The organism is Enterobacter cancerogenus (assembly GCF_019047785.1).
GTDB lineage: Bacteria > Pseudomonadota > Gammaproteobacteria > Enterobacterales > Enterobacteriaceae > Enterobacter > Enterobacter cancerogenus.
Window position 1 is genome coordinate 852,353 of the sequence record NZ_CP077290.1, and the last position, 24,226, is coordinate 876,578.

General features: G+C 54.9%; 28 protein-coding genes. 15 read left to right on the plus strand and 13 right to left on the minus strand.

The window, feature by feature from the left end:
- Nucleotides 1-63 precede the first annotated feature (63 nt).
- The gene (gene flgM / locus I6L58_RS04005; RefSeq protein WP_006174660.1) at nucleotides 64-357 is read left to right on the plus strand and encodes a flagellar biosynthesis anti-sigma factor FlgM; all 294 of its coding nucleotides are present in this window, start codon (nucleotides 64-66) and stop codon (nucleotides 355-357) included.
- Nucleotides 358-361: 4 nt separating this feature from the next.
- Complete coding sequence (gene flgN, locus I6L58_RS04010) at nucleotides 362-787, plus strand: flagella biosynthesis chaperone FlgN (protein ID WP_006174659.1); 426 nt, start codon at nucleotides 362-364, stop codon at nucleotides 785-787.
- A 59-nt stretch (nucleotides 788-846) separates the two neighbouring features.
- Here the strand turns inward: flgN and murJ are convergent, their stop codons facing one another.
- From murJ to rimJ, 4 genes are all read right to left on the minus strand, one after another.
- The gene (gene murJ / locus I6L58_RS04015) at nucleotides 847-2,382 is read right to left on the minus strand and encodes a murein biosynthesis integral membrane protein MurJ (protein WP_088207511.1); all 1,536 of its coding nucleotides are present in this window, start codon (nucleotides 2,380-2,382) and stop codon (nucleotides 847-849) included.
- 110 nt (nucleotides 2,383-2,492) lie between these two features.
- Entirely contained in the window at nucleotides 2,493-3,416 is a 924-nt protein-coding gene (locus tag I6L58_RS04020; RefSeq protein ID WP_042319529.1) for a Gfo/Idh/MocA family protein, read from the minus strand.
- 2 nt (nucleotides 3,417-3,418) lie between these two features.
- Nucleotides 3,419-4,063, minus strand: coding sequence for a YceH family protein (locus I6L58_RS04025; RefSeq protein WP_088207512.1), 645 nt, complete (start codon nucleotides 4,061-4,063; stop codon nucleotides 3,419-3,421).
- A 9-nt stretch (nucleotides 4,064-4,072) separates the two neighbouring features.
- Nucleotides 4,073-4,657, minus strand: a complete 585-nt coding sequence (gene rimJ / locus I6L58_RS04030) for a ribosomal protein S5-alanine N-acetyltransferase (protein WP_006174655.1) — start codon at nucleotides 4,655-4,657, stop codon at nucleotides 4,073-4,075.
- Nucleotides 4,658-4,894: 237 nt separating this feature from the next.
- On the opposite strand from rimJ, the gene mdtH reads away from it, so the two are divergent.
- The 9 genes from mdtH to I6L58_RS04075 all read left to right on the plus strand — a co-directional run bounded on the left by mdtH (nucleotide 4,895) and on the right by I6L58_RS04075 (nucleotide 11,587).
- Nucleotides 4,895-6,103, plus strand: coding sequence for a multidrug efflux MFS transporter MdtH (gene mdtH, locus I6L58_RS04035; RefSeq protein ID WP_088207513.1), 1,209 nt, complete (start codon nucleotides 4,895-4,897; stop codon nucleotides 6,101-6,103).
- A 124-nt stretch (nucleotides 6,104-6,227) separates the two neighbouring features.
- A complete protein-coding gene (locus I6L58_RS04040) occupies nucleotides 6,228-6,788 on the plus strand; it encodes a lipoprotein (protein WP_006174653.1) in 561 nt (186 codons plus the stop codon).
- 124 nt (nucleotides 6,789-6,912) lie between these two features.
- On the plus strand, nucleotides 6,913-7,959 hold the full coding sequence (pyrC, locus tag I6L58_RS04045) for a dihydroorotase (RefSeq protein WP_088207514.1): 1,047 nt from the start codon (nucleotides 6,913-6,915) through the stop codon (nucleotides 7,957-7,959).
- Nucleotides 7,960-8,033: 74 nt separating this feature from the next.
- Nucleotides 8,034-8,279: a DNA damage-inducible protein I gene (gene dinI / locus I6L58_RS04050; protein ID WP_006174651.1), complete on the plus strand. Its 246-nt coding sequence runs from the start codon at nucleotides 8,034-8,036 to the stop codon at nucleotides 8,277-8,279.
- A 274-nt stretch (nucleotides 8,280-8,553) separates the two neighbouring features.
- A complete protein-coding gene (gene bssS / locus I6L58_RS04055) occupies nucleotides 8,554-8,808 on the plus strand; it encodes a biofilm formation regulator BssS (protein WP_006174649.1) in 255 nt (84 codons plus the stop codon).
- Nucleotides 8,809-8,924: 116 nt separating this feature from the next.
- The gene (gene solA / locus I6L58_RS04060; RefSeq protein ID WP_088207515.1) at nucleotides 8,925-10,043 is read left to right on the plus strand and encodes an N-methyl-L-tryptophan oxidase; all 1,119 of its coding nucleotides are present in this window, start codon (nucleotides 8,925-8,927) and stop codon (nucleotides 10,041-10,043) included.
- Nucleotides 10,044-10,099: 56 nt separating this feature from the next.
- A complete protein-coding gene (locus tag I6L58_RS04065) occupies nucleotides 10,100-10,213 on the plus strand; it encodes a YceO family protein (protein ID WP_042320499.1) in 114 nt (37 codons plus the stop codon).
- 227 nt (nucleotides 10,214-10,440) lie between these two features.
- The gene (locus I6L58_RS04070; RefSeq protein WP_088207516.1) at nucleotides 10,441-11,007 is read left to right on the plus strand and encodes a cytochrome b; all 567 of its coding nucleotides are present in this window, start codon (nucleotides 10,441-10,443) and stop codon (nucleotides 11,005-11,007) included.
- A gap of 1 nt (nucleotide 11,008) precedes the next feature.
- Nucleotides 11,009-11,587 carry a YceI family protein gene (locus I6L58_RS04075; protein WP_006174645.1) on the plus strand — a complete coding sequence of 193 codons (579 nt, stop codon included), beginning with the start codon at nucleotides 11,009-11,011 and terminating at the stop codon, nucleotides 11,585-11,587.
- Nucleotides 11,588-11,628: 41 nt separating this feature from the next.
- On the opposite strand, the gene trhO is transcribed toward I6L58_RS04075, so the two are convergent.
- A complete protein-coding gene (gene trhO, locus I6L58_RS04080) occupies nucleotides 11,629-12,678 on the minus strand; it encodes an oxygen-dependent tRNA uridine(34) hydroxylase TrhO (protein ID WP_006174644.1) in 1,050 nt (349 codons plus the stop codon).
- A 220-nt stretch (nucleotides 12,679-12,898) separates the two neighbouring features.
- Here trhO and I6L58_RS04085 point away from each other — a divergent pair, with 220 nt between their 5' ends.
- From I6L58_RS04085 to I6L58_RS04095, 3 genes are all read left to right on the plus strand, one after another.
- Nucleotides 12,899-13,825: a Kdo(2)-lipid IV(A) acyltransferase gene (locus I6L58_RS04085; protein WP_088207517.1), complete on the plus strand. Its 927-nt coding sequence runs from the start codon at nucleotides 12,899-12,901 to the stop codon at nucleotides 13,823-13,825.
- Between the two features lie 140 nt (nucleotides 13,826-13,965).
- Entirely contained in the window at nucleotides 13,966-15,195 is a 1,230-nt protein-coding gene (gene mdtG / locus I6L58_RS04090; protein ID WP_088207518.1) for a multidrug efflux MFS transporter MdtG, read from the plus strand.
- Nucleotides 15,196-15,281: 86 nt separating this feature from the next.
- Nucleotides 15,282-15,656 carry a MysB family protein gene (locus tag I6L58_RS04095; protein WP_006174641.1) on the plus strand — a complete coding sequence of 125 codons (375 nt, stop codon included), beginning with the start codon at nucleotides 15,282-15,284 and terminating at the stop codon, nucleotides 15,654-15,656.
- 7 nt (nucleotides 15,657-15,663) lie between these two features.
- Here the strand turns inward: I6L58_RS04095 and I6L58_RS04100 are convergent, their stop codons facing one another.
- The 3 genes from I6L58_RS04100 to mdoG all read right to left on the minus strand — a co-directional run bounded on the left by I6L58_RS04100 (nucleotide 15,664) and on the right by mdoG (nucleotide 20,073).
- Nucleotides 15,664-15,891, minus strand: coding sequence for a YceK/YidQ family lipoprotein (locus tag I6L58_RS04100; RefSeq protein WP_006174640.1), 228 nt, complete (start codon nucleotides 15,889-15,891; stop codon nucleotides 15,664-15,666).
- Nucleotides 15,892-16,016: 125 nt separating this feature from the next.
- Nucleotides 16,017-18,545, minus strand: coding sequence for a glucans biosynthesis glucosyltransferase MdoH (gene mdoH, locus I6L58_RS04105; protein ID WP_058609164.1), 2,529 nt, complete (start codon nucleotides 18,543-18,545; stop codon nucleotides 16,017-16,019).
- Nucleotides 18,538-20,073 carry a glucans biosynthesis protein MdoG gene (mdoG, locus tag I6L58_RS04110; protein ID WP_167519807.1) on the minus strand — a complete coding sequence of 512 codons (1,536 nt, stop codon included), beginning with the start codon at nucleotides 20,071-20,073 and terminating at the stop codon, nucleotides 18,538-18,540. The genes mdoH and mdoG overlap by 8 nt, the downstream gene beginning before the upstream one ends.
- Before the next feature lie 273 nt (nucleotides 20,074-20,346).
- Between mdoG and mdoC the strand changes: the two genes are divergently transcribed.
- A complete protein-coding gene (mdoC, locus tag I6L58_RS04115; protein ID WP_088207519.1) occupies nucleotides 20,347-21,483 on the plus strand; it encodes a glucans biosynthesis protein MdoC in 1,137 nt (378 codons plus the stop codon).
- A 33-nt stretch (nucleotides 21,484-21,516) separates the two neighbouring features.
- On the opposite strand, the gene ymdB is transcribed toward mdoC, so the two are convergent.
- The 5 genes from ymdB to csgB all read right to left on the minus strand — a co-directional run bounded on the left by ymdB (nucleotide 21,517) and on the right by csgB (nucleotide 23,989).
- A complete protein-coding gene (gene ymdB, locus I6L58_RS04120) occupies nucleotides 21,517-22,062 on the minus strand; it encodes an O-acetyl-ADP-ribose deacetylase (RefSeq protein WP_088207520.1) in 546 nt (181 codons plus the stop codon).
- Between the two features lie 102 nt (nucleotides 22,063-22,164).
- On the minus strand, nucleotides 22,165-22,485 hold the full coding sequence (locus tag I6L58_RS04125; protein WP_006174634.1) for a fimbrial protein: 321 nt from the start codon (nucleotides 22,483-22,485) through the stop codon (nucleotides 22,165-22,167).
- Nucleotides 22,486-22,658: 173 nt separating this feature from the next.
- Nucleotides 22,659-22,982, minus strand: coding sequence for a curli assembly chaperone CsgC (gene csgC / locus I6L58_RS04130; RefSeq protein WP_058609166.1), 324 nt, complete (start codon nucleotides 22,980-22,982; stop codon nucleotides 22,659-22,661).
- 60 nt (nucleotides 22,983-23,042) lie between these two features.
- Nucleotides 23,043-23,492 (minus strand): curli major subunit CsgA, encoded by a 450-nt coding sequence (csgA, locus tag I6L58_RS04135; protein ID WP_006174632.1) that lies wholly within the window; start codon nucleotides 23,490-23,492, stop codon nucleotides 23,043-23,045.
- Between the two features lie 41 nt (nucleotides 23,493-23,533).
- Nucleotides 23,534-23,989 carry a curli minor subunit CsgB gene (csgB, locus tag I6L58_RS04140; RefSeq protein WP_088207521.1) on the minus strand — a complete coding sequence of 152 codons (456 nt, stop codon included), beginning with the start codon at nucleotides 23,987-23,989 and terminating at the stop codon, nucleotides 23,534-23,536.
- Between the last annotated feature and the right edge of the window lie 237 nt (nucleotides 23,990-24,226).

Genomic DNA, 24,226 nt, shown 5'->3' on the forward strand with positions numbered 1-24,226 from the left:
TAAATAATCAACAAATGATGATGTCAGGCGCAAACGCCGCGAACCCTCGATGAGGACACCACTATGAGCATTGATCGTACATCAGCCCTGAAGCCGGTTAGCACTGTACAGCCTCGCGAAACGAATGACGCTACGCCACAGAAAGCGCGTCTGGAAAAACCGTCCACGGCCCACAGCACCAGCGTGACCCTCAGCGACGCTCAGGCCAAACTGATGCAGCCCGGCAGCAACGATATCAACATGGAACGTGTTGAAGCGTTGAAAACGGCGATCCGTAACGGCGAACTGAAAATGGACACCAGCAAAATTGCTGATGCGCTGATTCAGGATGCACAGAGTTTCCTGCAGAGTAACTAACCGTATGAGTCGACTGTCAGAAATACTGGATCAAATGACGGTTGTCCTGAATGACCTGAAAACGGTTATGGACGCAGAACAGCAGCACCTGTCTTCCGGACAGGTCAACGGCAGTGCGTTACAACGCATTACCGAAGATAAAAGTTCGCTGCTGGCGACGCTGGACTATCTCGAGCAGCAACGTCGTGCAGAGCAAGATCCTCAGCGCAGCGCCAACGATGAGATCCTTGAGCGCTGGCAGACCATTACTGAAAAGACCCAGCACCTTCGCGATCTCAACCAGCACAACGGCTGGCTGCTGGAAGGGCAGATTATTCGTAATCAGCAGGCGCTTGAGGTTTTAAAACCGCATAAAGAGACGGGTCTGTATGGTGCAGATGGTCAGGCATCCAGCGCGCGCGTAACGGGCGGGAAAAAGATTTCGATTTGACGCATTAGCGCCACATCATCTAATGGGGAGCACCTTTCGGTGAACTCCCCTTTTTGCGTTTATACCGTGCGGCGGGCGAACTCTTTGACTTTGAATCCCAGCACCGCAAGCGTTGCGAAGTAAGCCACTACGCCGACTGCCACGACGGCCATCAAGCGCATGAGACGCAATGGCATGGTCCCCTGCGACCACTCAGGCATCACATACAGCATGCCGATCAACGCCGCCGCCATCACCAGCACCGCAATGACCAGACGAATCAGGAAGCGCATCCAGCCGGGCTGCGGGGTGAAGATATCCTGCTTACGCAGCTGCCAGTAGAGCAGGCCGGCGTTCAGACAGGCCGCCAGACCAATCGACAGCGACAGCCCGGCATGCTTCAGCGGGCCAATGAAGGCCAGGTTCATCAGCTGGGTCATAATCAGCGTCACGATGGCAATTTTCACCGGCGTTTTGATGTCCTGACGTGAATAGAACCCCGGCGCCAGAACTTTCACCACAATCAGCCCCATCAGGCCGACCGAGTAGGCCACCAGCGCCCGCTGGGTCATGGCGGCGTCAAACGCGGTAAACTTGCCGTACTGGAACAGCGACACGGTGAGCGGTTTCGCCAGAATGCCGAGCGCCACCGCGCTTGGCAGCGCCAGCAGGAAGCAAAGACGCAGGCCCCAGTCCATTAAACGGCAATATTCATCATGGTTGCCGCTGGCAAAACTTTTCGACAGCGACGGCAACAGGATGGTCCCCAACGCCACGCCCAGGACTCCAGACGGGAACTCCATCAGACGGTCTGCGTAGTACATCCACGAAACCGAGCCGGAGACCAGGAAAGAGGCGAAAATGGTGTTGATGATAAGGGAGATCTGGCTGACGGAAACGCCGAGAATCGCCGGCCCCATCTGCTTGATCACCCGCATCGCTCCGGCATCCTTGAAACTGACGCGCGGCAGGACCAGCATGCCAATCTTTTTAAGATGCGGAAGCTGGTAGGCAAGCTGAAGCACGCCGCCTACGGTCACGGCCCATGCCAGCGCCAGCACTGGCGGGTTGAAGTGCGGCGCCGCGAACAGAGCAAACCCGATCATGCTGACGTTGAGGAACGTCGGCGCAAACGCCGGAACGGAAAACCGGTTCCAGGTGTTAAGGATGGCCCCCACCAGCGAGGCGAGCGAGATCAGCAGGATATAAGGAAAGGTAATGCGCAGCAGTTGGCTGGTCAGGGCGAATTTATCGGCCGTATCGGCAAAACCGGGGGCAGTTACCATGATCACCCACGGTGCCGCCAGCATCCCAACAACCGTAACCACGGCGAGCGCCAGCGTTAACAGGCCCGAGACGTAGGCCACGAAGACGCGCGTGGCATCTTCGCCCTGCTTGCTTTTGTATTCCGCAAGGATTGGCACGAACGCCTGCGAGAAAGCCCCTTCTGCAAAAATACGGCGCAGCAGGTTCGGTAACTTGAATGCGACGAAAAAGGCGTCAGTTGCCATCCCTGCGCCAAAAACCCGTGCCACAATGGCATCGCGTGCAAAGCCCAGCACGCGAGAAAACATGGTCATCGAGCTGACTGCCGCCAGCGATTTTAATAAGTTCATTAACGTGAATTTCCACAACCATACGGCAAAACGCCTGCAGTGCAGGCGTTGATGAAGCGAGTAGTCTACCCGGATTTAAGGGAATTACTATCGGCAGATGTTACAGACAATTATTCACTCATGGCGTCACGCCAGAGCTTTTCCACGATACGCTGCGCCATGATGGCCTGCTCGCCCGACGTTTCCGGAACCGTCTGATTTTGCACGCAGGTAATGAAGTGGCGCGCGCAACCGGCAAACCCGCGCTGCTCCAGCGTACTTTGCCAGCCGGGAACAGGCAGCGTCACCACGCCGCTGCCCTTCTCTTCACGCCATTCGCGCATGTCGGTAATGTCATACAGCGCCCCATCGGCCACGGCCTGAATGGATTCGCGCTGACTGCCGGCGCGGCGATGCATGCTGGTCGTCACCTGCAGATGCTCCGCGGCGAAATGATGCTCGGCATAAAGCATGTGCCCCTGGTCGTTCGTCAGCAGGGTCCCGCTTTTCAGCTGCACGTTACCGTTCGTCAGCCACAGCGCGGTGTCCACCACATGAAGATAATCGTCCAGCAGGGTAAAACGCAGATCCTGAGGCCCAACGCTGTCGGTTCGGTGCTTGTCCATACGTAATGATGCGAGCGTGCCGGGCTGCGCTTTCAGTTGCTGATAGAGCGGTGCGAACCGGCGATTGAAACCGACCATCAGCGTCAGGTTTTTGCGTGCCGCCAGTTCAATCAGGCGTTCGGCATCCTGAAGGTTTTCGGCCAGCGGTTTATCGACACAGACGTGAACGCCGGCGTTGAGCAGCTCGCTGACCACCTGATAGTGGCTTGCTGTCGAGGTATGCACAAACACCGCATCGCACTCGCGAGCCAGATCCTGCAGAGAGCTCGCACAGGGCATTCGCCAGGTTTCGCAGATACGCTCGGCTTTCTCACGCGTGGGCGACCACGCTCCCTGCAGCGTCCAGTCCGCCGCCACGCTCAGTACCGGCAGCCAGGCCTTCTGGGCTATACCGCCAAGCCCTACTACCCCTACACGTAATTTTGCCACCGTTAATCCCCCAAATGTGCCAGCAGTGCATCCAGACGCTGTTTCAGCCCGGCAACCTCGTCTTCCAGCACCGCCACTCGCGCCGCCAGGCCGTTATCCGCCGCTGCCAGGTCAGGCTCTGCCGCTGCCGTATCCACCTCTCCGCTAAACAGGTGCATATAGCGGCTTTCACGCTTGCCCGGCTCACGCGGCAGGCGTACCACGTATGGCCCGTCTTCACGTGAGGCCAGCCCTTCGAGCGTCTGCTCAACCTCCTGCATATCGCGGAACTCATGCATCCGCGCTGCGCGCGTGCGCAGTTCCCCAGGCGTTTGCGCTCCGCGCAGCAACAGCGTGGTAATCACCGCCACTTCTGCCGCGCTCAGTTTCAAATCGCCAAATTCTGAGTTGCAAAAGCGCTGCTCATATTTGGTCACGCGGTTGCCGAAACCACTCACCGTTCGCAGGTAGTGGCGCTTGACCAGCGCATCCAGGCAATCCTGCACCTCATGTTCCCCGAGATTCATCACCGGTTCACGGTTGGTCTTCTGATTGCAGGCCATGGTCACGGCATTGACCGACAGCGGATACTGTTCCGGGGTGGTAACCTGTTTTTCCAGCAAGCATCCAATGACGCGCGCTTCGGCACCGTTCAACTGATATTTCATCTTTTCTCCTTAACGACCCGCCGTCCAGTCCTGAGCCGTGAGCGCCGTCAGGACGTGATCCTGCCACTCTCCGTCGATCAACAAATAGTCTTTGGCGTACCCTTCTTTTTCAAACCCTAACCGCGCCAGCAGGCTACCGCTGCGCTGATTGTGGGGCATGTAGTTCGCCATAATGCGATGGATATGCTGCGTGCGCTGCATATACCGGATTGCCGCCGTTAACGCTTCGTACATCAGTCCCTGCCCCTGCCATTTCTGGCCGATGGAGTAGCCGAGATAGCAGGCGTGAAACGACCCGCGCACCACGTTAGAGAAGTTGGCGATGCCGATAATCTCTTTTTCATCAGGATCCAGCAGCGCGAAATAAAATGCGCTCCCCTGCTTGTGAAATTCCGCGATCATACTGAGCCGCGCCTGCCAGCCGGAAGGGTAGCAATGGCTTTCATCCCGAACGGGTTCCCAGGGTTTTAAAAACTGGCGATTCTCGGCGTAATAATCCGCCAGACGCCAGGCATCACGCTCGTGCACCAGACGAACAACCAGCCTGTCCGTTGTCAGACGCACTTTTGGCACGTTACTGCGATAGCCAAACATCGATACCACTCCTTCCCGTCGCTTCTGCTCTACCTGTTAGCTTTACTATACCTGCGGCAGTGCCGTCTGTGAAAACAGTGACATACCATTTTCACCTCTTTTCACAACTTTCGATGAGAACTCTCTATCAAAGCACCTTTTTGATAAAAAAATATTGTCACGCCCGGGGGTGGGAAAACACGCGGCGACACCGCAGAATGTTAGCGTGCTCACCTTCTTATTTTCCCTGGAGGGAAAATGTCCCGCGTATCACAGGCCAGGAGCCTGGGTAAATATTTCCTGCTCGTCGATAACATGCTGGTCGTGCTCGGCTTTTTTGTCGTGTTTCCCCTGATATCGATCCGTTTTGTCGATCAAATGGGCTGGGCGGCATTAATGGTCGGTATTGCGTTGGGATTACGCCAGCTTGTTCAGCAAGGGTTAGGCGTGTTTGGCGGTGCTATCGCCGACCGCTTTGGCGCAAAACCGATGATCGTCACCGGCATGCTGCTACGCGCGGCAGGCTTTGCCACGATGGCCATCGCCCATGAGCCGTGGGTGCTGTGGTTCTCCTGCTTCCTGTCCGGCATTGGCGGCACGTTGTTCGACCCGCCGCGTACCGCGCTGGTGGTGAAGTTAATTCGTCCGCAGCACCGGGGGCGTTTCTTCTCCATTCTGATGATGCAGGACAGCGCCGGCGCGGTTGTGGGTGCGCTGCTGGGAAGTTGGTTGTTGCAGTATGACTTCCGTCTGGTCTGCGCGACCGGTGCCGTGCTCTTTATCCTGTGTGCGCTGTTTAACGGGCTGTATCTGCCCACGTGGAAACTGTCGACGGTGAAAGCGCCGGTGCGCGAAGGGCTTGGGCGCGTGCTGAGCGATAAGCGTTTTGTGACCTATGTATTAACCCTGACCGGTTACTACATGCTGGCGGTTCAGGTGATGCTGATGCTACCGATCATGGTGAATGACATCGCCGGTACGCCGACCGCGGTCAAATGGATGTACGCCATTGAAGCCTGCCTGTCGCTCACGCTGCTCTATCCGATTGCCCGCTGGAGTGAACGGCGCTTTCGTCTTGAGCACCGCCTGATGGCGGGTCTGCTGATCATGACGCTGAGCATGATGCCCATCGGTTTAGTGAGCTCGCTTCAGCAGCTGTTTACGCTTATCTGCACGTTCTACATCGGCTCTGTTATCGCCGAACCGGCCCGTGAAACCCTGAGCGCCTCGCTGGCGGATGCACGGGCACGCGGCAGCTATATGGGGTTCAGCCGTCTGGGCCTGGCGCTGGGTGGCGCGCTGGGCTATGCGGGCGGTGGCTGGCTGTTCGATGCGGGCAAAGCGATGAGCCAGCCGGAACTGCCCTGGGTCATGCTCGGCGTGGTGGGGTTGATCACCTTCATTGCCCTGTGGTGGCAGTTCAGCCAGAAGCGCAGCGCAAGCGGCATGCTCGAGCCTGGCGCGTAATACCTCACGTCGGCGGGAGGCCCCTCCCGCCGCGCTTATCAGTTTTTTCTGCTGGTTTCTGCCATTTCACACTGACATACTGACGCCACAGGACAGAAGCGCCGATTTTTCGTTGAGGAACACTATGAAGAAAATTGTTATTGCCGCTGCGTTGATTGTCAGTGGTCTGCTGGTAGGCTGCAATCAGCTTACCCAATACACCGTCAGTGAGCAGGAAATCAATCAGGCGCTGGAAAAACATAACAACTTCTCCAAAGACATTGGTGTGCCGGGCCTCGCCGATGCACACATCGTCCTCAGCAATCTCGTCAGCCAGATCGGACGTGAAGAGCCGAATAAAGTCACCCTTTCCGGGGACGCTAATCTGGACATGACCTCCCTCTTTGGTAATCAGAAAGCCAATATCAAACTCAAACTGAAGGCGCTGCCGGTCTTTAATAAAGAGAAAGGGGCGATTTTCCTCCAGGAGATGGAAGTGGTCGATGCGGTTGTCTCACCGGATAAGATGAAGCCGGTGCTGCAGACGCTCATGCCGTATCTGAATCAGTCGCTGCGCAACTACTTCAACCAGCAGCCGGCCTACGTTCTCAGCGAGGACAAGAGCAAGGGCGAGTCGCTTGCTAAAAAGTATGCCAAGGGCATTGAGGTAAAACCCGGCGAAATTATTATTCCTTTCACCGATTAACATCAGGGCGCTCAGGCGCCCTTTTTTTTACGGAAAAGTGTGCAAACGAAAACGTTTCCGCTTATGATTTGTGTCCGGCAAAAACAGCCCTCTTATGACTGATTCTTTTCAAGCCGGAGCTTCCATGACTGCACAATCCCAGGTTCTTAAAATCCGCCGCCCTGACGACTGGCATATCCATCTGCGTGATGGCGATATGCTCAAAACCGTCGTGCCGTATACCAGCGAAATTTATGGCCGCGCGATTGTCATGCCAAACCTGGTTCCGCCCGTTACCACCGTCGATGCAGCCATCGCCTATCGCCAGCGCATTCTGGATGCGGTCCCGGCAGGACATGATTTCACGCCATTAATGACCTGCTATCTTACGGATTCTCTCGATCCGAACGAAGTGGAGCGCGGGTTTAACGAAGGGGTGTTCACGGCCGCTAAACTTTACCCGGCGAATGCCACTACCAACTCCAGCCACGGCGTGACCAGCATTGATGCCATCATGCCGGTGCTGGAACGCATGCAGAAGCTGGGCATGCCGCTGCTGGTGCACGGTGAAGTGACCCATGCGGATATCGATATTTTCGACCGCGAAGCCCGGTTTATCGAGACGGTGATGGAGCCGCTGCGCCAGCGCCTGCCCGCGCTGAAAGTGGTGTTTGAGCATATCACCACCAAAGATGCGGCAGAGTATGTCCGTGACGGCAATGAGCTGATTGCCGCCACCATCACGCCTCAGCATCTGATGTTCAACCGCAACCACATGCTGGTCGGTGGCGTACGCCCTCATCTCTATTGCCTGCCGATCCTCAAGCGCAACATCCACCAGCAGGCGCTGCGTGAGCTGGTTGCCAGCGGGTTCTCCCGCGCATTCCTCGGCACCGACTCCGCGCCGCATGCCCGCCACCGTAAAGAGGCAAGCTGCGGCTGCGCAGGCTGTTTTAACGCCCCTACCGCCCTGGCGAGCTATGCCACCGTATTCGAAGAGATGAATGCCCTTGAGCATTTCGAGGCGTTCTGCTCCCTGAACGGCCCCCGTTTCTACGGCCTGCCGGTCAATGAGACCTTAATTGAGCTGGAACGCAAAGCGAGCCAGGTAGAAGAGGCGATCGCGCTTACGGATGACACGCTGATCCCGTTCCTCGCGGGTGAAACCGTGCAGTGGACCGTCAAACGCTAAAAAACCCCGCCCCCGTGTTGTCAAAACACTAATATACCTGTATAAATGCACAGTATATTACACAGGGGGCATTTATGCGTATTGAAGTCACCATTGCCAAAACTACCGTTCTGCCTGCCGGCGCGCTTGATGCACTGGCAGGCGAGCTATCCCGCCGTATTGACGAAAATTTTCCTGATAATGAGAATCCCGTAACGGTGCGTTATGCGACCGCGAACAACCTGTCGGTTATCGGTGGCGCTAAAGAAGATAAAGAGCGTATCAGTGAAATTTTGCAGGAAACCTGGGAAAGCGCTGACGACTGGTTTATCACCGATTAACACTTGCTCCCTCATTGTGTTTTTTTGCCGGGTCGCCCCGGCTTTTTTTCATCTCAATTATGTTTAGTTCAGATTATTTCAGCATCTTCTTAAAAAATCGTGAACAAGATGGCGTTTTATTGCTCGAACAATCCTAAAATGCAGAAAAATGTGTTGCTACCTATTTATTTTTCCCATAAGAACCCTTATCTATTGATATACTGAAGATGCTTTCAGAAAAACATGCATTGAACCTCAAAGCCGTTGTCTTCTAACACGCATTTAGGGGGTTATAATGGAAAAGAATAGTGAAGTCATCCAGACCCATCCGCTTGTCGGCTGGGATATCAGCACCGTAGACAGCTACGACGCGCTGATGCTGCGTTTGCACTACCAGACCCCAAGTCAACTCAACCGTGAAGAAGCGGAAGTTGGACAGACGCTGTGGCTTACAACAGACGTCGCCCGTCAGTTTATTTCTATTTTAGAGGCAGGTATTGCCAAAATAGAATCTGGCGACTACCAGGAAAATGAGTATAAACGACATTAATTTTATGCCCACTTTTCACTCAACAGGCACCCTCGGGGTGCCTTATTTATTTCTCCCTTGTATAACCTGCCGATGTTAATTACTCTGCTAACAAAGCGTTAGTTAACGGGATGACCATGAAATACGACCTGATCATTATTGGTAGCGGCTCCGTTGGATCGGCCGCAGGTTATTACGCCACGCAGGCAGGCCTGAAGGTGCTGATGATTGATGCCCACCTTCCCCCGCATTCAGAAGGTAGCCATCATGGCGATACCCGCCTTATCCGTCATGCCTACGGCGAAGGCGAGCGCTATGTGCCGCTGGTTCTGCGTGCCCAGACGCTGTGGGACGAACTGGCGAAGCAGACGGAAGAGCGCATTTTTGAGCGCACCGGCGTCGTGAACCTGGGCCCGGCCCACTCTGCGTTTCTCGCCTCGGTGGAACAGAGCGCGAAAGCCTTTAACCTTGAGGTTGAGCGTCTGGATGCGCAGGGCGTGATGAGCCGCTGGCCGGAAATCACCGTGCCGGATGACTATATCGGGCTTTATGAAGCGCACTCCGGCGTCCTGCATTGTGAAACCGCCATCAAGACCTGGATCGACCTGGCCGCAAAAGCAGGCTGTGGGCAACTGTTTAACTGCCCGGTAACCGGTATTGCCCATCATGCTGATGGCGTGACCGTGACGACACCTGAAGGCGACTACGACGGCGCGCGCCTGCTTGTCAGCGCAGGGACGTGGGTGACCAAACTGCTGCCGGACCTGCCCATTCAGCCGGTGCGTAAAGTCTTCTCATGGTTCCAGTCCGATGGTCGCTACAGCAGCCAGAATAAATTCCCGGCGTTTACCGGCGAATTGCCTAACGGCGACCAGTTTTACGGCTTCCCTTCTGAGAAGGACGCGCTGAAAATCGGCAAGCATAACGGCGGGCAGACCATCGCCTCACCGGATGAGCGCAAACCTTTTGGCGCTTACCCGCAGGATGGCTCAGAAGCCTTTATGTTCCTGCGCAATATTCTGCCGGGTGTCGGTGGCTTGCTTTACGGCGCAGCCTGCACTTACGACAACACGCCGGATGAAGATTTCATCATCGATCGCCTGCCGGGCCATGACAATACCTTGCTTATCACCGGCCTGAGCGGGCATGGCTTTAAGTTTGCCTCTGTCCTCGGTGAAATTGCTGCCCAGTTTGCCCAGGGTATTACGCCGCAGTTTGATCTCACTCCCTTCTCGCTCGCCCGTTTTGACCGATAATATCCCGCAGGCTCCGGATGTCCGGGGCCTGTGACTTTGCTTACTCGCGGGGAATGATGCGCAGGATCGTTAGCTATCTTATTAATAATATCCGTGAGCATTTCATGCTCTATATCCTGCTGTGGTCGCTGCTGGCGCTGATCGATTTTATTTATGTGATGTTTTACTGAACGCACCGGCTTACAAATATTGACATTACTTTAGGTTAATTGAGTTAATCTACTCTTCCCAAATATTCCCCATAAAATATTGAACGAAGCCACTGAAATACATTCACAGAAGATATTCAAATTACCTGAAATAAATTAAATAAATATCATTATCTCATTTTTTAAGTTGCATTATCTTTTCCAGCCGTTCATTTTTATTGTTCAAATTATTCAGAATGGTAATTTTCATGCAATTGCGTAACTCCCCCCAACGCTACGGAATGATATCCATGCTCTTACACTGGATATTCGCTCTGGCGGTGTATGCCATGTTCGGGCTGGGTCTCTGGATGGTCACGTTAAGCTATTATGACGGATGGTATCACCAGGCGCCTGAATTGCATAAAAGCATTGGCGTGCTGCTGATGATGGGATTGGTGGTTCGGATTATCTGGCGACATATCTCCCCGCCACCACCGGCACCCGACAGCCACAGCAAATTCACACGACTGAGCGCAACCGCCGCGCACATTACGCTCTACGCCCTGCTGCTGGCCATTTTGATTAGCGGCTATTTAATTTCCACGGCAGATGGCAAACCCATCAGCGTGTTTGGCCTGTTTGACGTCCCGGCTACCCTGGCCGATGCGGGTTCACAGGCAGATATCGCAGGCATTATTCATCTGTGGCTGGCGTGGAGCGTGGTTATTCTGTCCGTCCTGCATGGGCTTGCTGCCCTTAAACACCATTTCATCGATAAAGACGACACGCTTAAGCGCATGCTTGGCCGATCGTCAGTTGACTCTGGAGCATAAAATGAAAAAACGCCTGCTGGGTATCGCATTAGGTTCCCTGTTATTCACCACGGGTTCCGCCGTGGCCGCTGATTACAAAATTGATAAAGAAGGCCAGCACGCCTTCGTCAATTTCCGCATTCAGCACCTGGGTTATAGCTGGCTGTACGGCAGCTTTAATGATTTCGACGGTACCTTTACCTTTGACGAGAAAAACCCGGCCTCTGATAAAGTGAACGTGACCATTAATACCAACAGCGTCGATACCAACCACGCGGAACGTGATAAACACCTGCGCAGCGCGGAGTTTTTGAACGTCTCGAAATTCCCGCAGGCAACATTCGCGTCGACTGAAGTGAAAAAGGATGGCGACAAGCTGGATATTACCGGCAACCTTACTCTCAATGGCGTGACCAAACCGGTAACCCTTGATGCGAAATTAATCGGCCAGGGTGACGATCCCTGGGGTGGTAAACGCGCTGGTTTTGAAGCGACCGGTAAAATTCGTTTGAAAGATTTTAATATCACGACGGATTTAGGCCCGGCGTCTCAGGACGTGGACCTGATTATTTCTGTGGAAGGCGTTCAGCAGAAGTCGTAATAATGACGCCCGGCAGGCTCTCGCTATGCCGGGCGTGACGATTATTCAGGGTCAGGAATGCCCAGTTTGGTATTTAAACGACCGCGAGATTTATTAAAAATCTTATTGCCGTTTTCACGACCCGCGCGCAGCCGACGCTGTTCCTCTTCAGGAAGCACGCTCTCTTCACTGCACACCTCGCTGCAACAACCGTTAAACTTCTCGGCACAGGCCGGACACTGAATAAACAGCAGATGGCAGCCATCGTTTTTGCAGTTGGTGTGGGTATCGCACGGCGCACCGCACTGATGACATTGCGCGATGACATCCTCGGAGATACGCTCGCCCATGCGCTCATCAAACACGAAGTTTTTCCCGATAAAGCGTACCGGCAGCCCCTGCTCGCGGGCGCGGCGGGCATACTCGATGATGCCGCCCTCAATGTGCCAGACCTTATTAAAACCGTTGTGCTTCATCCACGCGCTGGCTTTTTCACAGCGGATCCCGCCGGTGCAGTACATCACGATTTTTTTATCTTTATGTTCCTGCATCATCTCAACGGCTTTCGGCAACTGCTCGCGGAACGTGTCGGCCGGGATCTCCATCGCGTTCTCAAAATGCCCCACTTCGTATTCGTAGTGGTTACGCATATCGATGAACACCGCATCCGGGTCGTCCAGCATCGCATTCACTTCAGCCGCTTTGAGATAGTCGCCCACATCGCTGGCGTTGAAGCTCGGATCGTCGATCCCGTCAGCCACGATGCGTTCGCGCACCTTCATGCGCAGCACCCAGAAGGATTTACCGTCATCGTCGAGGGCAATATTCAGGCGCAGCCCGTTCAGCGCCGGATCAAAGCCGTAAAGCAGCTCGCGAAAGGCGCTCACGTTGCTTTCCGGCACGCTAATCTGGGCATTGATCCCTTCACGCGCCAGGTAGACGCGCCCGAAAACATTCAGCGCCGTGAAGGCCTGGTAAAGGGCGTCACGGGTCGCCTGCGGATCGACGATGGTGAAGTATTTATAGAATGAGATGGTGGTACGCGGTTCGGTCTCGGCCAACATACGCGCTTTCAACATCTCATTCGACACGCGGTTGTGTAACACTGGCATGGTGTACAAGTCCTGCAATCGTTAGAGAAATAAAATTCGGTCGGCATCATATAGCAAACAATAACAATTTACATCCATACAATTTACGCTACATTTCTCCCTGTCTGATTAATCAGGCTTAACATTTGCTGCATTCGTGCGCGTTTCGATGACAGATATTTTGGCTATGCCTCAAAAAATGAGACAATGGCCACTCAGGACGTTAGAACACAGGACAGACATGACCCAGTTACCCAAATTTACTGCCGCCCTCCTACACCCCCGTTATTGGTTAACCTGGCTAGGCATTGGCTTGTTGTGGCTTATCGTACAACTTCCTTATCCTGTCATTTTCCGTTTGGGTAAAGGGCTGGGGCATCTCGCCCGGCATCTGATGAAACGCCGCGCGCGGATCGCCTGGCGCAACCTGGAACTGTGTTTCCCGCAGATGAGCGAAGCCGAACGTCATGAGATGGTCGTGAAGAATTTCGAATCCGTCGGCATGGGCCTGATGGAGACGGGCATGGCGTGGTTCTGGTCCAATAAACGCATGGCGCGCTGGACGGAAGTGGCCGGCACCGGCATGGAGCCGGTTCATACCCTTCAGGCTAATCAGACCGGCGTGCTGCTGATCGGCATCCACTTCCTGACGCTTGAGATTGGTGCGCGGATGTTTGGCATGCAGGCCCCGGGCATTGGCGTATACCGTCCGAACGATAACCCGGTAATTGATCTGCTGCAGACCTGGGGCCGCATGCGTTCCAATAAAAGCATGATTGACCGAAAAGATCTCAAGGGCATGATCCGCGCCTTAAAAGCAGGCGAAGTGATCTGGTATGCCCCCGATCACGACTACGGTCGTCAAGCCAGTGTGTTCGTTCCCTTTTTCGCCGTTGAGCAGGCTGCAACCACCAGCGGTACCTGGATGCTGGCGCGAATGTCGAAAGCGGCAATTGTTCCGTTTGTGCCCCGCCGCAAGCCGGACGGTTCAGGCTATCAGCTGATTATGCTGGAGCCAGAAATGGCTCCCCCGCTGGACGACGCGGAAACCACCGCTCGCTGGATGAACGGCGTCGTTGAGAAGTGCATCATGCTCGCCCCGGAGCAGTACATGTGGCTGCACCGCCGCTTTAAAACGCGCCCCGAAGGCGTACCTTCTCGCTATTAATGCTGATGCGGCCAGCCTGGCCGCACCTGTTTTAGCTTTAAGCGCTCCCCGACATTGCGACAACCCTAACCCAGGCGCATAATTAGCAGGCTTATTACCCTACTGCTCACGGTGCGCTGCACCTCATCATGCGGAACGTTATGTCACCCTCAGATGCCCCCATAAACTGGAAACGTAACCTCGCGGTTGCCTGGTTTGGCTGTTTTCTTACCGGTGCGGCCTTTAGCCTCGTGATGCCTTTCCTCCCCCTTTACGTTGAGCAGCTGGGCGTGACGGGCCACAGCGAGCTCAATATGTGGTCCGGGCTGGTATTCAGTATCACCTTTCTGTTCTCCGCCATTGCCTCGCCGTTCTGGGGCGGCCTCGCCGACCGTAAGGGGCGAAAAATCATGCTGCTGCGCTCCGCGCTTGGGATGGCCATCATTATGCTGCTGATGGGGGTGGCGCAGAACGTCTGGCAGTTCCTGATATTGCGCGCCTTGCTTGGCCTGCTGGGCGGCTTTGTCCCGAATGCCAATGCGTTGATTGCCACACAGATCCCCCGCCATAAAAGCGGCTGGGCGTTAGGTACGCTGTCGACCGGCGGCGTGAGCGGCGCACTGCTGGGGCCGCTTGCGGGCGGTCTGCTGGCGGACACCTACGGCCTGCGTCCGGTATTCTTTATTACCGCCAGCGTCCTGTTCCTCTGCTTTATCGTTACGCTTGCCTGTATTCGCGAAAACTTCACCCCCGTGCCCAAAAAAGAGATGCTCCACGCCCGGGATGTGCTGGGGTCGTTAAAAAACCCCAGGCTGGTGTTGAGCCTGTTCGTCACCACCATGATTATCCAGGTGGCAACCGGATCGATCGCCCCGATCCTCACGCTCTACGTGCGTGAACTTGCCGGAAATGTCAGTAATATCGCGTTTATCAGCGGGCTTATCGCCTCGGTACCTGGCGTGGCAGCGCTTCTGAGCGCGCCGCGGCTTGGCAAGCTGGGCGATCGGGTTGGCCCGGAGAAGATCCTGATCTGCGCCCTGGTGATTTCTGTCCTGCTGCTGATCCCGATGTCGATGGTACAGTCCCCGTGGCAGTTGGGCGTACTGCGCTTTTTATTGGGCGCGGCGGATGGCGCATTGCTTCCCGCGGTACAAACCCTGCTGGTCTATAACTCCACCAACCAAATTTCCGGGCGGATATTCAGCTACAACCAGTCATTTCGCGATATCGGTAACGTCACCGGGCCGCTTGTCGGCGCGGGAGTCTCTGCCACTTTCGGATTCCGTACCGTCTTTATCGTGACGGCATGCGTCGTGCTGTTTAACGCCGTGTACTCGTGGTTTAGCCTGTCACGGGCGTTACGCACACCCGTGAAGAAGTCAGAAGCGTGACGGCTTATTTGCGCTCTCATACTTGCAAAATCTCATATTCAGCTATTCTTTCCCTGAATACCTTATCGAAAAACAGGGAGACACCGATGACCATGTACGCCACGCTGGAAGAAGCTATTGATGCCGCTCGCGAAGAGTTCCTCGCCGATAAACCCGGCCTTGAGGAAGAAGATGCTGACGTGCAACAGCTCAACATTCAAAAATATGTGCTGCAGGACGGCGATATTATGTGGCAGGCCGAGTTCTTTGCCGATGATGGCCAGGACGGTGAATGTTTGCCGGTGTTGAGTGGTGAAGGTGCGCAGGCTGTCTTTGACGGCGACTACGATGAAATCGAACTGCGTCAGGAGTGGCTTGAAGAGAATACGCTGCACGAATGGGATGAAGGTGAGTTTCAGCTCGAACCGCCGCTGGATACCGAAGAGGGCCAGGCCGCAGCGGATGAGTGGGACGAGCGTTAATTAACGCTTATTCGTACGGGCCGTGGCTGGCGTCAATGGGCAGCAGCAGCGTGTCGAAGATCAGCGAGAACGGCAGATCGAGCACCGTAAGGTAACGCCACGCTGAGTCGCGAACATCCCACTGGACGCCGGGGTAATACTGATTCCCGTGGCCCTGCCCGGGAATGGTACGGCTGATGATGCTGCCGCAGCCGCTGAGCAGCATCGCCATGACCACCACTGCGATTATTTTCATGCCTTACCTCATAAAAAATACCGGCGATTAAGCCGGTATTTTATTTAGTGGGTGGCGCTTCGCTTACCCGCCCTACGTTTATGTGTAGGCCCGTGCAAACGTCACGCCGCCGGGCAAAGAAGCAGTTACTTCGCCTTCAGTGCCAGCGGATTCAGTTTCAGCTCATTGTAGTGGCTCACCCACGACGAGTATCTCTCCGGCGCAGACCAGACGCGATAGTGCAGGCGCGCCATTGTTACCGGATCGCTCAGCAGCACCAGACGACGGTCGCGGTTGAGTTTCTCCGGCGTCTCGTTCAGCGCCTGCTCAACGTGACGATCGCGGGCAATCTCCAGTACATGGCTGGCACGGTGACGCGCGGTAGCCATTGCGGTGGCCAGGGCGTTAAACGACGGGTTAAACACCGCGTGCATAAAGCCATCTGCCAGCGAGCGGCTGCGGTTCAGCTCGAGATAACGGTCGGTATCCACCAGCACCTGCGGCGGGGAATACTCTTCCGGGATCAGGAACAGCTTCCAGCGTTTAGTGCGCAGGCCAACCGTTGAGCGGCTGGAGATCACCGACACAAACGGCGACAGGATCAGGGAGAAGACAATCGGGGCCAGCCAGAACAGGAAACGCAGATCCAGCCACGCCATCCCGGCCGCCCACACCAGCCCCAGCAGCAGCTGCGAACCGTGACGCATAAAGGCTTCGCTCCACGGCGTGGAGTCATCGTCACGCTGCGGCGAGTTCCAGACCACTTCCCAGCCCAGGAACGCGCTCACCACAAATACGGTGTGGAAGAGCATACGTACCGGTGCCAGCAGGACGGAGAACAGCACTTCCAGCAGCAGCGACAGCGTCACGCGGCAGAAGCCACCGTACTCTTTAGAGCCTTTACACCAGATCAGCACAATACTGAGCAGTTTTGGCAGGAACAGCAGCACCATGGTCGACGCAAACAGCGCAATCGCCAGTTCCGGACGCCACTGCGGCCACACCGGGAACAGCTGGCGCGGTTGCAGGAAGTATTGCGGTTCCGTCAGCGCGTGGACAACCTGCAACGCCGTCGACAGCGCCAGGAACATAAACCACAGCGGTGCAGACAGATAAGACATCACGCCCGTCAGGAAGACCGCACGGTGAACCGGGTGCATCCCTTTCACCAGGAACAGGCGGAAGTTCATCAGGTTACCGTGACACCAGCGGCGGTCACGCTTCAGTTCATCCAGCAGGTTCGGCGGCAATTCTTCGTAGGAGCCTGGCAGATCGTAGGCGATCCAGACGCCCCACCCTGCACGGCGCATCAGCGCGGCTTCAACAAAGTCATGCGACAGGATAGAGCCTGCGAAGGAGCCTTCGCCCGGCAGCGGCGCAAGCGCACAGTGCTCGATAAACGGCTTCACGCGGATAATGGCGTTGTGACCCCAGTAGTGGGATTCACCCAGTTGCCAGAAGTGCAGACCCGCGGTAAACAGCGGCCCGTAAACCCGCGTCGCAAACTGCTGGCAGCGTGCGTACAGCGTGTCCATTCCCGACGCTTTTGGCGAGGACTGAATAATCCCGGCATTCGGGTTAGCTTCCATCAGGCGAACCAGGCCGCTCAGACAGTCGCCGCTCATCACCGAGTCAGCATCCAGAACCACCATGTAGCTGTACTGGTTACCCCAGCGACGGCAGAAGTCATCGATGTTACCGCTTTTACGCTTCACGCGACGACGACGACGGCGATAGAAGATCTGCCCTTCGCCCTGCACTTCCGCAATCAGCTCCATCCAGGCTTTTTGCTCTGCCACGCAGATATCGGGGTTGTAGCTGTCGCTAAGAATGTAGACGTCGAAATGCGCCGCGTTACCGGTCGCCTTAACGGACTCCCAGGTGGCGCGAAGACCCGCGAATACGCGGTCAACGTCTTCGTTACAGATAGGCATAATCAGCGCGGTACGATGCTCGGGATTCAGGGGTTCATCCCCGACCGTCGACGCGGAAATGCTGTATTTGTCGCGGCCCATCAGCAGCTGCAGGAAGCCCATCAGCGCGGTCCAGAACCCGGCCGATACCCAGCAGAACAACACGGCGAACAGCAGGAGGATGCCGCTCTGCAGAATATACGGCAGCAGCTGCATAAAGGAGACCCAGATATCCTGGCCTATCATGTCAGCAGGGTTAATCAGCGCCCAGCCCTGATAAGGCAGGATCGTCTTCATGTACCACGTCGCAACGACCGTCTGCGCCAGCGTCAGCAGCAGCAAGGTATAGCGGCGCAGCGTACCCACGGTACGCCATTTCTGCTCAGAGGCCTGCTCTTCTTTGGTCAAACGGGACAGATAGCGCGGCGTAACTTCACGCCCGCGCAGGCGATCCCAGAAGCGGCCCACCGGGTTGGTGCGCCAGGGATCGGGGAACATCGAGGAACGCGTTGCTTTCGGCATTGCCTGAAGCTGGTCGCGCCCTTCATCGTCCTTAATCAGTTGACCTTCTGCCAGCGAGTCCGGCCACGTGCGCTCCAGACGCATTTTGACTGACCCGAGCGGTGAATCATCCTCACGGGTAAAGTGACGATGTTCACCATCCAGGGCGGCATGCACCGCCTGAATGTCGCTCCTGGGCAGTGCCGCTTTTTCAATATCCGTCAGCGGCATCGCATCAATATATTCAGTTGTATTATTCATTGGCAGGTAGCTGATAGCTCCAGGTTTCGCTCAGTGGCTGATCTTCACTGACCAGCGCAGCACGCATTTCAGTGGTCTGTTTCGGATCTTTCACTTTCACACGCAGGGTTAAACGCCACCCTTTGGTTACCGGGTTATAACGCACAGCATTTTCCACAATCTCACCGTTATCACCGATGCTGGCCTGGGCGGTCACTGCGGTATCCGGGGACAGTTTTTTCATGTCCTGGCCGGTGAAATCCACCACAAACGCGACGGTGCCGTCCGGCTGACGGATAAGGTTAGATTGCTTCACATCGCCCGTAGAGCGACGCGTCTGCATCACATACGCATTGTCCGGCGCGTGCAGTTTATCTTCGTCACGGCTGAAGGTAATCGCGTACTTGAAGTTCATCTCTTTACCGGCTTCCGGCAGCTGATCCGGCGTCCAGTAAGCGACGATGTTGTCGTTGGTTTCATCGTTGGTTGGAATTTCAACCAGCTCGACTTTGCCTTTGCCCCAGTCACCTTTCGGCGTTACCCAGGCGCTTGGGCGCAGGTCGTAACGGTCGTCCAGATCCTCAAAGCGAGAGAACTGACGGCCACGCTGCAGCAGACCGAAGCCCTGCGGGTTTTCCATAGCGAAACTGCTGACGGCCAGATGTTTCGGGTTGTTCAGCGGACGCCAGATCCATTCGCCGTTACCGGCATGGATGGAGAGACCGTTGGAGTCGTGCAGCTCAGGGCGGAAGTTGGTTGCCGGAGACGGCTGGTTAGGGCCGAACAGGAACATGCTGGTCAGCGGTGCCACGCCCAGCTTGCCTACTTTATCGCGCAGGTACACTTTGGACTGCACGTCAACAACCGTGTCACGGCCCGGCATGATCACGAAGCGATAAGCGCCGGTCGCACGAGGGGAGTCCAGCAGCGCATAAATCGTCAGACGTTTGTCCGTAGGTTTAGGACGTTCGATCCAGAACTCGCGAAAACGCGGGAACTCTTCACCGGATGGCAATGCCGTATCAATGGCCAGGCCACGCGCGGAAAGCCCGTACACCTGCCCTGCGCCAATCACGCGGAAGTAGCTGGCGCCCAGCATGCTGACGATTTCGTCGTTTTTATCTTTGCTGTTGATCGGGTAAAGCACCTTGAAGCCTGCGAAGCCGAGGTCTTTCACCGTGTCTTTGTCGTGCTGTACGTCGCCAAAATTGAAATAATCCGGGCTGTACTTGATTTTACGGACCGCGGTCGCCGTCACTTCATTGATGGCAACAGGGGTGTCGAAATACATACCCTGGTGATAAAACTCAAGCTTGAACGGGGTTTTAATGTTGTTCCAGTACGCTTTGTCATGGTTGAACTGGATCTGCTGATAGTCCGCGTATTTCATGTCGCGGAAAACGGAGGGCAAGTTACTTTTCGGCGCTTCGTAGCTCTTCCCCGCCATCGATTTTGCCTGTTTTGCGACGTCATCGATGTTAAAGGCCAGAGCCGATGAGGTATACAGTGATAACACCACTGCAGCACCCAACCAACGCATTTTCATCATTTGTTGTTTATGTTTCATAATAAGTAAGCACTTCCCCCTTTGTGTGCTTATATCGATCCGATCCATTTTAATGGAAACTCAGGCAATCCGACAACATTATCACTGCTTTGTTCAGCTCGCTGGCTCATGGATTAAGCAAATGAAAGAACCCGCTTTTCACTTTGCGTGCTTATCCTGGAGACAGGGTGTCGGTCTTGGTGTAGGGTTGGCTCCGAATGTAACCATTATGAGTCTTAGGGATAAGGCGAAAAGTCTGAGAATGCACAAAGTTATATGAGCACAACACCCGTACAACGCGAATATTTCCTCGACTCGATCCGGGCATGGTTGATGCTCTTAGGGATCCCGTTCCATATTTCACTGATTTACTCGAGCCACACCTGGCACGTTAACAGCCTTGCACCTTCCTGGTGGCTTACGCTGTTTAATGACTTTATTCACGCCTTCCGTATGCAGGTGTTTTTCGTCATCTCGGGCTACTTCTCCTACATGCTTTTCCTGCGCTATCCGCTTAAGCGCTGGTGGAAGGTGCGCGTGGAGCGCGTGGGCATCCCGATGTTAACCGCCATTCCCCTGCTTACGCTGCCGCAATTTATTATGCTGCAGTATGTCAACGGTAAGGCGGCAAACTGGCCTACGCTTTCGCTGTATGAGAAGTACAACACCCTGGTCTGGGAACTTGTTTCTCACCTCTGGTTCCTGCTGGTGCTGGTCGTGCTCACTACGGTGAGTCTGGTGATCTTTTCCCGGCTGCGCCGCCACGTCAGCGAAAAATCCGATGCGTTCTTTGCCAACATTACCCTCGGCAAACTGTCGCTGCTCTTTCTGGTGCTGGGCATAATCTATGCCGCCATCAGACGCACGTTGTTTATCGTCTACCCACCGATTCTGAGCGACGGGCTGTTTAATTTCGTCGTTATGCAAACGCTGTTCTACCTCCCCTTCTTCCTGATTGGGGCGCTGGCGTTTATCTATCCGCAGCTGAAATCGCTCTTCACGACCCCTTCTCCGTGGTGTGCGGCGGGCGCGGCGCTGGCGTTTGCAGCCTATCTGCTGAACCAACGCTACGGCAGCGGCGACGCGTGGATGTATGAAACCGAGAGCGTGATTACCACGCTCATGGGGCTGTGGATGGTGAACGTGGTATTCGCCCTGGGCCATCGCCTGCTGAATTTTAAATCCAGCCGCGTCACTTATTTCGTCAATGCGTCATTGTTTATTTATCTGGTGCATCACCCGTTAACGCTGTTCTTCGGGGCGTTTATCACCCCGCACATTGCCTCGAATACGGTGGGCTTCTTTACCGGGCTGGTCTTTGTGATAGGGATTGCGATTGTGCTGTACGAGATCCACCTGCGGATCCCGCTGTTGCGTTTCCTCTTCTCCGGCAAACCGCAGGTTAAAGCCTGATAGCAGAGCGGCGCCCATCTGGCGCCGCTTTTTTTATCCGATACCTAACTCCTGCTCGCGCTGGATCAGCATCTGCCCATACAGACGCGCCGTCTCTTCATCAAAACAGACAAAAATGACCTTCTCCGGCACAGGCTTGAGCGAGAGATAGTGGTAAACCGTGTTCACGGCTATCCTGGCGGCCTCGGCTTTCGGATAGCCGTACACGCCCGTACTGATGGCCGGAAACGCCATGGTGTTATAGCCATTATCAGCCGCGAGGCGCAGGCAGTTGCGGTAGGTCTCTTCCAGTATGCTGGCCTCGTTGCGGTCTCCACCGTGCCAGACAGGCCCCACGGCGTGGATGACGGCTTTGGCGTTCAAATCGCCCGCGAGCGTAATGACAGCATGCCCCGGCGGGCACTCGCCCTGCTGCTGGCGCACCACCTTACAGGCTTCAAGCAGCTGCGGTCCGGCAGCCCGATGGATGGCACCATCAACACCCCCGCCCCCCATTAACGATGGATTTGCCGCGTTGACGATCACGTCAACCCGTAGCGTGGTGATATCGCCCAGGACGATCTCTATTTGTGGTTTCATATTTCCCCCTGCTCTCCACCTTTCGGTTCAGTGTATAGCAGAGGGAATTCAATGAAAAAGGGATTTGAATGGCCCCCGGCCTGAGATGGGGGCAAGAAAGACTCAACGGTAGTCGAGTTCAACGACCGCTAATTTCTTCTCTGGATCCAGGTACTTCATGCTGACCTGCACCGTATTTGCAGACGTGTGATGTCCATCCAGGGCATCCTGATAACTGATGTGCGTTGTTTGCATCCGCCCGTTTTGAGGGCAGGTTAACGCAAATTTCTGATGTTGAGGGTTTACCACGCAAGGGTCTTCCACGATCTGCCCGCGGAAGTGGATCACGCCGCCCTGCGCCGTGGTGGCCGCCATCGCGGGAGTTAGCGCAGCGGTACAGATAAAAGCAATGCCAGAGATGAATCGGGAAATGGACGCAGCCATCGGTAGCTCCTCAATGATAAATCGTCCTTGAGGGGTTGATATGTTCCTTGGTACAGCCAAAACGTCACTCTGATCCCTTGCGGCCACGTAGCGCCGCTCTCATGATCATAGTAATAACTCCCGGGTGGCGCCATCTCACACAAATTATTGATTTGATGAATATTATGACGTCATCACTCAGAGGACGGCCAGCGTTGCGTTAAATGTAACGATTCGCCGTCGGAGACAGTAACTACAAGCGTTACCGAGTCGAGGGCGTGAATATTAACGCTCAGGCGTGAAAGATCTATCGGCTGATTGGCGGGAATGTTTAAGGTATTTCGCTGCGTCGAGGTGCTGTTGCCCCCCAGTCCATGGCGGCTAAAATCAATATGTACCTGACAAAGACAGGCGTGCGTCAGGGTGACCTGCGGAATGATGGTGGTCATCTCGCCCTCTTGCGAGGTTTTGAAGGTAATTTGGCTGGAGAGCGCAGCAAGGAGGACTAAGGTGTGCATGATGAACTCCCGAAAAAAAACAGGGCGCAGGCCCTGTTTTATGTCGAACTGAAGTTTGTCTTAATACTGATGCGCTGTCGCGTTGTTGCCGAAGCCAACCTGCTGAACAGTCACAGTAGAGCCGGAAGCTGTTTGATCAACCGCCGCACCGTTACCACCACCAAACTGGCTCACGGTCATTGTAGAGTCTTTACCATTCCACTGATCGAGCGTTGCGCTGTTACCGAAACCGTTCTGGGTCAGGGTAATGGTGCTGTCATCGGAACCTTGTCCGACATCCGCGCCGTTACCGCCACCGCTCTGGCTGATGCTCAGGGAAGAATCCCGGGCGTCTGATTGCAGTGCAAGAGCTGAGTTACCGCCACCGTACTGGTAAATGCTCAGGGTTGAATCAGGACCATTATTATTATGACCGCCACCATGACCCCAGCCGCCTTGATTAATAAGACCTGCCATAGCACTACCTGAAACGACGATTGCTGCAAGTGCTGCCACTTTGATAAATTTCATGGTAAACCCCCATCGGATTGATTAAAGTCGCCGCGAAACAGCTAGCGTTGAATAACGCGAATGGCCATTTGCGACTGTCTTTGCACTACAACTGCGGTTTTCTGCGTACCGTACTGCGTAATATTGGCTTTATTACCCGAGCCTTTCTGGATAATCATCGCCGTGTTACCAAATGCCCCTTGCGTAATACTCGCATCGTTCGAACTGCCACTCTGCGCGATATAGGCAAAGTTATAAGTCCCTGATTGATCAACTCTCGCTCGGTTTCCTGTCCCTTCCTGGGAGACAACGGACAGTAATTTAGAACCGCCCTGCCGAACCTGAGCGTCATTATTTACGCCCTGCTGACCAATAATGGCTGCCTGATTTAATGAGGAACGACTTAATTCATTCACCGCGAAGTTATATTCAGTATGAGCTAAATCTGAACCTGCCGCGGTGACAAACCCAGGCACTCCCAGTAATGTAAACATCATAAATAACGAACTGTTTTTCATGTTGTCACCCTGGACCTGGCTATATACCCACTGTGATGTGACCTCGTGTTAACTCATTCATCATTTTGTTAACGCGTCGTTACGGTGATGAGTATGTCCGTCGAAACATTTTAAATATCTCACCCGCGCGGCTTATTTTTATTTAGGGCATCACCTCAAAGTATTAAATAAAGCCAAAAAAGCGCTGCGTTCAGATAATGTGAGTTTTTATTCTGCGACGCCGTTAAGCCCTGCATA